Origin of the sequence: Limosilactobacillus oris DSM 4864, assembly GCF_001434465.1 — a bacterium.
GTDB lineage: Bacteria > Bacillota > Bacilli > Lactobacillales > Lactobacillaceae > Limosilactobacillus > Limosilactobacillus oris.
On the sequence record NZ_AZGE01000044.1, the window covers coordinates 1 to 7,505 of the forward strand.

At 39.1% G+C, this 7,505-nt stretch carries 10 protein-coding genes and 1 pseudogene; 2 read left to right on the top strand and 9 right to left on the bottom strand.

Annotation, left to right across the window (positions count from 1 at the left end):
- Positions 1–296: 296 nt before the first annotated feature.
- The 6 genes from FC49_RS09215 to FC49_RS09240 form a co-directional block, all read right to left on the bottom strand.
- Entirely contained in the window at positions 297–719 is a 423-nt protein-coding gene (locus FC49_RS09215) for a hypothetical protein (RefSeq protein WP_056984861.1), read from the bottom strand.
- Positions 712–1,218, bottom strand: a complete 507-nt coding sequence (locus FC49_RS09220) for a hypothetical protein (protein ID WP_056984862.1) — start codon at positions 1,216–1,218, stop codon at positions 712–714. The genes FC49_RS09215 and FC49_RS09220 overlap by 8 nt, the downstream gene beginning before the upstream one ends.
- Before the next feature lie 8 nt (positions 1,219–1,226).
- The gene (locus tag FC49_RS09225) at positions 1,227–1,685 is read right to left on the bottom strand and encodes a hypothetical protein (RefSeq protein ID WP_056984863.1); all 459 of its coding nucleotides are present in this window, start codon (positions 1,683–1,685) and stop codon (positions 1,227–1,229) included.
- Positions 1,678–1,977: a hypothetical protein gene (locus FC49_RS09230; protein WP_049160267.1), complete on the bottom strand. Its 300-nt coding sequence runs from the start codon at positions 1,975–1,977 to the stop codon at positions 1,678–1,680. Before FC49_RS09230 ends, FC49_RS09225 begins: the two co-directional genes overlap by 8 nt.
- Before the next feature lie 141 nt (positions 1,978–2,118).
- Positions 2,119–2,463: a type II toxin-antitoxin system PemK/MazF family toxin gene (locus FC49_RS09235; protein WP_056984864.1), complete on the bottom strand. Its 345-nt coding sequence runs from the start codon at positions 2,461–2,463 to the stop codon at positions 2,119–2,121.
- On the bottom strand, positions 2,457–2,720 hold the full coding sequence (locus tag FC49_RS09240) for an AbrB/MazE/SpoVT family DNA-binding domain-containing protein (RefSeq protein ID WP_049160264.1): 264 nt from the start codon (positions 2,718–2,720) through the stop codon (positions 2,457–2,459). The genes FC49_RS09235 and FC49_RS09240 overlap by 7 nt, the downstream gene beginning before the upstream one ends.
- An 86-nt stretch (positions 2,721–2,806) precedes the next feature.
- Here FC49_RS09240 and FC49_RS09245 point away from each other — a divergent pair, with 86 nt between their 5' ends.
- The gene (locus FC49_RS09245; protein ID WP_023192324.1) at positions 2,807–3,040 is read left to right on the top strand and encodes a nuclear transport factor 2-like protein; all 234 of its coding nucleotides are present in this window, start codon (positions 2,807–2,809) and stop codon (positions 3,038–3,040) included.
- A 167-nt stretch (positions 3,041–3,207) separates the two neighbouring features.
- Entirely contained in the window at positions 3,208–5,790 is a 2,583-nt protein-coding gene (locus FC49_RS09250) for a GbpC/Spa domain-containing protein (RefSeq protein WP_082603580.1), read from the top strand.
- Positions 5,791–6,047: 257 nt separating this feature from the next.
- Here FC49_RS09250 and FC49_RS09850 read toward each other — a convergent pair.
- From FC49_RS09850 to FC49_RS09260, 3 genes and pseudogenes are all read right to left on the bottom strand, one after another.
- Positions 6,048–6,228 (bottom strand): annotated as a pseudogene (locus FC49_RS09850) (IS200/IS605 family transposase); the annotation flags it as partial.
- Positions 6,229–6,607: 379 nt separating this feature from the next.
- Positions 6,608–6,916: a type II toxin-antitoxin system YafQ family toxin gene (locus FC49_RS09255; RefSeq protein WP_056984866.1), complete on the bottom strand. Its 309-nt coding sequence runs from the start codon at positions 6,914–6,916 to the stop codon at positions 6,608–6,610.
- Entirely contained in the window at positions 6,916–7,224 is a 309-nt protein-coding gene (locus tag FC49_RS09260) for a type II toxin-antitoxin system RelB/DinJ family antitoxin (RefSeq protein WP_046026048.1), read from the bottom strand. The genes FC49_RS09255 and FC49_RS09260 overlap by 1 nt, the downstream gene beginning before the upstream one ends.
- Positions 7,225–7,505 lie beyond the last annotated feature (281 nt).

Consider the following 7,505-nt stretch of genomic DNA (forward strand, 5'->3'; position numbering starts at 1 on the left):
TTATTCCATGTTCCCATGGGCCTCACCTCGCAAGGGAAAAGACAGCCACCGCCCTTAAAACTTCTTGCTCAATCCATTATACAGGGAAATCAAAAACTTGAAACGATCTTGTTATGGCTTTGCCAATCAAAATTTCTTCTTCCTAAGAATTGACTGTATATTTGTATAAAAAAAGTCCCCCACATTCCTGTGGAGGACTCAGATATTAATCAATACCAGTTGACCAATACCCAGAATATCGAAATATGGTTTTAAACAGAGCTAATTAATAATATGTCCCAAATTTGGGGTTCATATCACCTTTCATATTCAATTTTTACGCTTTTTAAGGTTCTTGAACTATCATGGTCCTTTTTTATACCTAGAACTTGCTCATAGTCATCAAAGGAAACTATCAATTTTGGACCCTCGTTATAGAACTCCTCTTTGCTTCCCTGTCCTATACGTAGGCCTCGTTTCGTTCCGTTTATATTATCAATATCAACTGCATAGTTGCCACCGCCGAACTCATTAGGTTTGTCAAGTTTACTGATTTTCATTTCCTTAACACCAGAATAATTTTGTACCAACCATAAGGCCGCCTTCTCTTGCGCTCGTCTTTCTTCATTCGCCGCATTTGCCTGACTTTGTTTAACAGTTACGTACCTCACTGCAATACCTCCCACTAACAAGATCATGAGGATTGTGAAGATTAACCAGCCTTTCTTACGCTTATTCATTATCGTCCCACCTCGTGATTAATTTGGCGCGTGTGATTTGCCATCCTACAAAGACATTTAACTCATCTTCCCCCACGATTGATTTGTGGTACTGTCCATCAGCATCTTGGAAACTTACCGAAAGGGCCGCTAATGCTGGACTGGAGGTCCATTTGGCGATCTTCATAATATTTTGATTGACTTTTGGTTCAACGTACTTATTGCTTCCTAATCCAATCGTTTCAATATCGGTTAGAACATCATTAATACTTCCAGCTCCATCCGTCCCCGCAAATGACACAACAACATTATTGTAATCTGGTTTCTTACCCTTAATTGGAGCTACAGCATAAGCCTTGAAGCCGTTGGTTTTATTCTCGTGTGAATCAACAACTACGTATCGATTACCGGTACTTTTATTTTCAAATTCGTATCCTTTCTTTGTATATTTAGAATTATCTTTAGCATAATATGCTTTACTATCAAGGTCTCGATAATCTTCATCAGTATAAGCTGCCATGTTTTACATCACCTTTCATACATAACATCAACATTGTCTAGGCTTCTTGACGTATTATAATTTTGCTTTATTCCTAAAGCTTTTTGATATCCTGGGTACCACCCCGTAACACTTAACTTATGATTAAAAAATTTATCAACTGTATGATCTGTACCATCATCAGAATAATAACTTATTTCTAATACATATTTAGAATTACCATCATTCGCTGCGCTATTAATATATACATCCATATAATCTCCACCGGCACCAACCCAGTTAGCCTTTTCGTATTTAGCAACCTTAATTTTCTTTACTCCTGAATAGTGCTGAACCACATATAAAGCTACTTTTTCTTGCGCTTCACGTTGTTCATTCGCCACATTTGCCTGACTCTGTTTAACCGTCATATACCTCACTGTAATACCTCCCACTAACAACACCATGATGATCCCAAAAATTAACCAACTTTTTTTATGCTTATTCATCTTGCCACCTCGTGATCAATTTAGCGCGTGTGATTTGCCGTCCTACAAAGACGTTTAACTCATCTTCCCCCACAATTGATTCGTGGTACTGTCCACCGGCCTTGATTAATTGTTGGTCCATGATCTGGGAACTAATGGCCCCCGCCGGAATATTCTTCTTCAAGGCCTTGGTTAAATTATTAAACGCCCGTGTAAACTCAAGCTGGTTCGTCTGTCGTTCACGCTTTACTTTTTCAATGATTGGAATTGTTAGAAAGCTGATTAAAGATAGTCGAAAGTCAGCTATAGTCATGCTATAATGTAGACAGAAAAAGGAAGTCCCGCTGGAACAGGGCTTCCCACGCAAGCCGCTTCAAAGGCGGTTNTGCAGAAAGTTAACTAAACGATAATGTCGTCCCCGTAACTCGCCAAAGTTATGATCGGGGCGGCTTTTTTATTTGTCATCAATACTAAACAATAATTTGTACAGAGTGATTATTTCTTCTAATTCTTCACGCGATACATGATCGACAATAGTTTCATCAGTGACATGTCTTGCCCGCAAATCTAAAGCTATTGTTTGATCTAACAATACTTTTCCATATACTGTTTGACTACTAGTTAGTCGATGATACATTGGAAAATTCCGCTCGGTACTGCTAATTGGAGCCACAATCGTCATGTTACTTGTTTGGCAGACTAGATCATTGCTTAGAGCAATGGCTGGCCGCCTATTCATCTGTTCATGACCACGGCTTGGATTAAAGTTAACATAGAATATATCGCCCTGACTTACCATTGAAGTTCATTACCTTCTGACTTTCCCCAATCAAGCTCGTGATCACGTTTCCCGTCATCTTGCCAGTCCTTAAATAGTTCGTGAATATTAGTCGGATTCTTTTTTATTGGTGTTAAAACAATCGATCCATTTTCAATTGTTATTGTCATATCTTGGTTATCATCTAATTTCAATTGTCTAATAATCTGGCTAGGAATTCTAGCAGCTTTCGAGTTGCCCCACTTTGCCAGGCGTGTTTGTTCTTTAATAAGTTCCATAATTTTGCCTCCTAATTCGTTGTTCTGGTTTTAGTATATCCTACGTAGATACGAAAATGCAAATGTTCTTACTGGAGGTCATTTATATGCAACCTGATAATCCGGCTAAAGTCGCCGAGTTCTTTGAGAACTTCTTTAAAGATAACCAAGAATTAAGGCATCTTTTCCATGTAGTCGTCGATGATGGTAACTATCAAGCTGAATGGGCCGTTGCTGGGCGTAAACGTAGTGGAAAAATATTTGCATTTCATGGTTTTGATACCTACCAATTTGACCAGCAAAACAAAATAAGCTTCTTGAAAGTTAAACTTGAAAAATAGAAATATAACGGCCATTAGGGTACACCCAAATTTAACAGTATTATTTAACCGTAATCAACCTTATATTTCGAGTGTAGCGTATTTGAAGGAAATCATGTTATAATTTTAGTGTTTAAACTAAGTGTACCCAGTTTAGTTAGTGTTTTCTAGGAAGGATTGAGATTATTATGGGGAAGAAGAATTATCGCTTAAAAGAGGAAAAGTGTCGGGAACAGGTTACGCGCTACTCGCTTAGAAAGCTTAGCGTTGGAGTGGCATCAGTTACCCTATTTTCTTTTATATTGAGTTCGCCTCAAGTCCATGCCGCAACCTATTCGGAAAATAATACTAGCCCTGCTGCCAGCGTTCAAGTCAGCAGGACTAGTACGTCGTCTTCGGCTTCTACGGATGATGTCAGGGTCGCTGGCAATCAGGCAAGTGATGGTAACTTAATTAACAAGAAAACTACAACAACCACCACGAAAGATAGCCAGGGGACCACGACCACTACGACCACGACCGGGACGTTAGATCCTAAAACCAATTTATCTACCAATGATCAAGCGGCGTCCCTTGATTCAGAAGTTAATAAGGCCAATGCTGCCGGCGTAAAGACGACCCAGACCGCCGACCAAACGTATGACGATGTTCAAGCGGCTGGTGATGACTACGCTAACCAAATTAACAATCTTAACAAGACAACCAGTGATTATAAGCAAGCTGTTCAAGCCTTCCAGGATTCACTGAAGAAATATAACGACACGGTTAATAGCTACCAGATTGCTAAGCAAGAATATGAACAGGCGTTAGCAAAGTACAATCAGGAGCAAGCGGAATACCAGCGCTACAAAGAAAGAAATGCTCAAAACCTTGCTGACTTTAAGAACGATAGTAATTTAACCGATGTTTCCCAAACCACTACGAGCAGTAATGGGAATGAAGAAACGGTAACTAGCGCGACGGTTAAATTACCAACCGAACTGGAGAAGGCTATTAAGGAAGCCCAGCAGCTGGGCATGACTGTTAACCAGAACGATTTATCCGAAGCTGATAGTAGTGCTGATGCTTTGAGCAAGTACGCCACGATGACAGAGGCGATCAACAAGGCAATCACTGAATACCAGCAGGCACTTAGTAACTATGAAGCGCAAATGGCCGTCTACGCTAATCAGAAAAAGAAGTGGGATGAAGAGGATAAGGCCTTTAAGGAATATCAAAAACAAGCCGCGGAATCACAAGGGGCCGGGGCAGTAGTGGCCGCGCAAGGCCTGGTTTTTGAACAGCAAAAGGATGCGACGATGACGATTGAAGGGGCCGATACCTACATGACGAAGGAAGTATCGGATCAGCTTAACAGTAAAGACGTCATTAGCCGTTTCGATAAAGCATCTCTTGATGCCATGCAGGATGCCAGTGGCAATAAAACGGCTTACCAGCAGAACAATCCTCATGGAGAAACCGAGAATACTTGGATCGTCCTTAAAAAAGGCCAGCCGGTGACCGTTACCTACCACAATCTTACTGGGGCGACGTACAATGGGAAGCCGATTGATCATGTCGTTTATAAGTATGAACTGGAGAGCTCATCCGACGGCAAGGATGAAGTCATGGCTCAGATTATGCACGATCCAACCAAAACCATCTGGGTGGGAAGTAACTCCACCGACCCTAATAATCATTTACGAGTTAAGATGACAATCGCCTTCTATGGTAGCGACGGTAATAAGTTTGATACCTCAGACGGGAAGGCCGTTTTGAGCTTAGCATCCTTGAACCACTACACGACCATTCCATACATTAGCGATAGTGGGCAGCAAGAAACCATTCAGATGAACCATCTGGAAAGGGTTAACATTGGTAATAATGAATTTGTGGGCATTCCTGGTTCGTCAGTAACCCTTAATGAGAATGGCTGGGTTTACTCGGTTAATAGTAACCAAAGGGTTTCCGAAGGTGCAAAGTTTGATGCTGATGATATGTATGGGTACGTAAACAAGCAGACGGGCGAGACCTTCTACACTTCTGATTCAGACATTACCAATAATAAATATATCTTAGCCCATGGCGGGGCCCAGAATTGGGTTGCGGCGTCGAAAACCGTTGGATGGGATGATGTACCAAGCGCCAACAACGGTAAGTGGCCGGTAAACAAGTACTACGGGGCCGGGGCGATGAAGCTAACCGGGGACTATATTGAATTTGATGTCAGCGGTAATACGCCAGACTTTAACACCTCTTACTGGTTTAACATCAATTCATCGATTGCCGTTCCGCAAGATCCTGGTAACTCACCGGCACAACCCGTTAAGCCAACTGCTAATGTTGAATACAACCAGCTCACGATTTCAAAATTGGAAACTGTTAAATCGCCAACCGCTCCGAAACCAGAATTCGACCATGAGAAGCCGGGTAAAAAACCGCAGGCTCCTGAGGTTCCAAGTGCTGAGTGGCATTTAGCCAAGGTAGTAAAGGTTGCTAAAGAGACGGTACCAGATAAACCAGCAGAGCCAAATAAGCCTGCAGAACCAAGCAAGCCAACTGAGCCGACCAAACCGACGGAGCTAAATAAAACACCTGAACTAACAAAACCTAGCCCTGTAAAGGCGGTACGGCAGGTTTCTACCGAAACTCAACCAACTAATGAAAAACGCCTTCCTCAAACTGGGGACGAGAAAGATACCAAGCAAAGGGTGCTGGGGACGATTTTGTTAGCCATGGTTTCGTTCTTGGGATTCACTCAGCTAGCTTCCTTTTTCAAAAAGAGATTCTGAGAAGGTTAACTCCATCAAATTAATACACCTAAAATTCAAATTTTGGTAACTAGGAAAATAGAATATCTTTTGGTTGTATAATATTTAGGACCAATAATGTAGAATTTTTTACATTATTGGTTCTTCTTTTATTTTCTCTATCCTTACTCTACGGCTATAAGCCGTTAATAACAGCCAGCGTATCAAGGTGCTGGCTTTCTCTTTGTTCAAGCCAATTTGCTATAATTTCTTTGCCACTACTTTAAGTAGTATTGGTATCACTTTAACTTATTACCCTTAAAAGGGTCTGAATATTCTTTAAATATCAAGTTATCTATCGATAAATTATTTTTATTGATCTCTTATATATTTTCGAATTATTTGTTCATTCAATCCTACTGTACTAACATAATACCCTTCAGATCCAAAATACCTATTTCCAAATTTGTATTTTGAATTCGTCAAAGGTAACCGAACACCGACCAAATTTGGTTACAAGTTTGGATAAATAAAGTCCTTTTTCATCAACGAAAAGGACTCAAACAGTTGCTTAACTTTTCAAAAAGTTAAGATTAAAAAGGAGTTCAAAACTTACGTAATGAACTCCAATTTTAAAATGGTTGTTGATTATTATGTTCTTGTGATTGTTGTTCGCCATGACTGTTTTTGGAATTATCTTGATTAAACCAATTGTTTAATTGTTGATCAAATTCTTTATCAGTCATATCAATTAATTGCTTATCTAGCTTAGCAACTTTGGATAACTTTGCTAAACGTTTTTTAGCAAGTCGTCCATACTTTAATTCAAGCTTTTGTTTAAATTCTTTTAGTTCTTCTGCTACTTTAGATCACTATGAAATAACTCGTTATGACTTCCAACTCGAATTAGTCTAATTACTGGGTTAGTTTTATGTGGCATATAAATAATAAGAACATCTACTTTCCCATCTGATAAATGATATTCATAGTTTCCAGTATAATTACCTCCACGATTATTCAATAGATGTGGGTAGTATTCCGAATCAACAGTTCCATTTTTCTGTAATTGTTTTAATGTTTCTAAAAGATCAGATACGAGTTCTGGATGACTACGTTTAAGATTTTGATAGTCTTTCTTAAATTGTGGTTCAGGCTTTAACTCATACATTATTCAGCGTCCAAATATTCTTTTAAATCGTTAACATTAGTGAAACCGGGCGTGTCATCAGGAATAATACCTAAAGCTTTTGCTTCAGCGGTAATAAGAGCCTTTCTAGTTGTAAGATTAGGTTCTGATTTCTCAGTTAGAATCTCGAATGGAATCTTTTTCTGAATTACTAATTGTCGACCTGCCATATTAAAATAGCTGTTTAGACTTATGCCCATTGGTTCCAGATCCTTTAGCATTTCAGCTTTTAGATCATCATCAAGACGAATTGTAGTTGGAGTTTTAGACTTGTTTTTTGTTGCTGGCATAATAATCACCCTTCCTTTGCTATTTGTATATCATTATAACATGCAATAGCGTTACTAACGCATATTTTACTTACTTAATAATATCAATATTGGACTTTTTACCATTTAGAAGTCTGCATATTCTGATGATAAGGAAGATTCAATTACGGATTCATTTGTTAAGGTTTTCATTTCTTTATCAAATTCCAACTTAAATTTATGATCATTTAACTGTTTGCTTAGATAGTCGTTGAATTTAATATTTCTCATTACTCAAAGTTTAAAGCGTTAGCCAGTTTTTA